Source organism: Psychrobacter sp. 1U2 (assembly GCF_051847575.1).
In genome coordinates this window covers 1-1,212 of the sequence record NZ_JBPYDC010000314.1, presented here as the reverse complement: position 1 = coordinate 1,212, position 1,212 = coordinate 1, and the positions used below count along the sequence as shown (strand labels likewise).

1 protein-coding gene is annotated in these 1,212 nt (G+C 43.4%); it reads right to left on the bottom strand.

Annotation, left to right across the window (positions count from 1 at the left end):
- The coding region (locus tag ACS8FD_RS15435) for a P-type ATPase (RefSeq protein WP_439276495.1) at positions 1-1,212 on the bottom strand (1,212 nt) is incomplete at both ends.

Below are 1,212 nucleotides of genomic sequence, written 5' to 3'. Positions count from 1 at the left end.
AACATCTCAAACGGCTGACTGTCGTTTTGAGCGCCGCCAATGATATAGTCACCTTGAGTTTTGGCGATCAAGTTGCCTTCACCTGTTAATAGGCTCTGAGAGACTGTAGCAGTTGGACTTAGCAAAATACCATCACTAATAATCTCGGAACCCGCCTCAACCATGATGATATCGCCCACTTGTAAACTATGAGCGGTGACCATTTGCTTTTCTTTATCTTCGTTTTGTCGTTTTAAGAGATCCAATTGTCGATTACGTGTCTGCTGCCAGTCTTTAGCAATACGCAAGGTTAATTGCTGGACGTCGTCCTCCATGTTCTGCATAAAGTTAGGTATAGAGCTTGACGCATACTGATTGCTTGTATCTTCAATAGCCACATTGTCAATCTGTTCAGCAAGATTTTTCCTTGCTTTATTAACATCACTCTCCCCAGTCGTACTTTGCTTTAATTGCTGCAAAATACGCTCGGCAGACTCTTTGTCTTCGGCGACTTTTTGTACCAGTACAGGCTCTACAACGACTAAGTCGTTCGCCATAGTCGCTGCCTTTAAACGAGCATTATGCTCAATATAACGTCCTGCCAATAAGAAGAAAATAAACATACTGACTGAGTCATAATACGTCTCTCCTTGACCAGTAACAGTGGCATAGAGACTGGTAAAGAAAGTAACAATCAAGGCAATACTAACTGGCACATCCATATTGACTTGGCGTGCACGAATCGCTGACCAAGCCGAGGTAAAAAACGGTATACCTGCATAAAAAAACACAGGCGTACTAACAAATAAAGATACCCAGCGTAAAAAGTCGCGCTGGAATATCAGCATATCGCTATACTCGCCAAAATAGATCGCTACGGCATACATCATCGCCTGCATGGAACCCAATGCTGCAATACCAAGCCTTAGTAGCATCTGATTGTTGTGACGCGCTAGCATAGCCTCATGGGTATCTTGACGATAAGGTTTTGCTTCATAGCCGATCTCGTTAATGACAGCTAAGATGCGACTAATAGGCAGCTTGCTCTCGTCCCAAATCACTCGCATACGCTGATTGGTCAGATTTACTTGGCATTTGCGAATACCATCTAACTCATCTAAGCGTGATTCAATCAACCACGTACAAGCGGCACAGCGTAGATTGTTGACAGACAACTCTGCAACTGACATACCATCTTGGGCATAGACAAACTGCGACTTTATTTCGTCATTA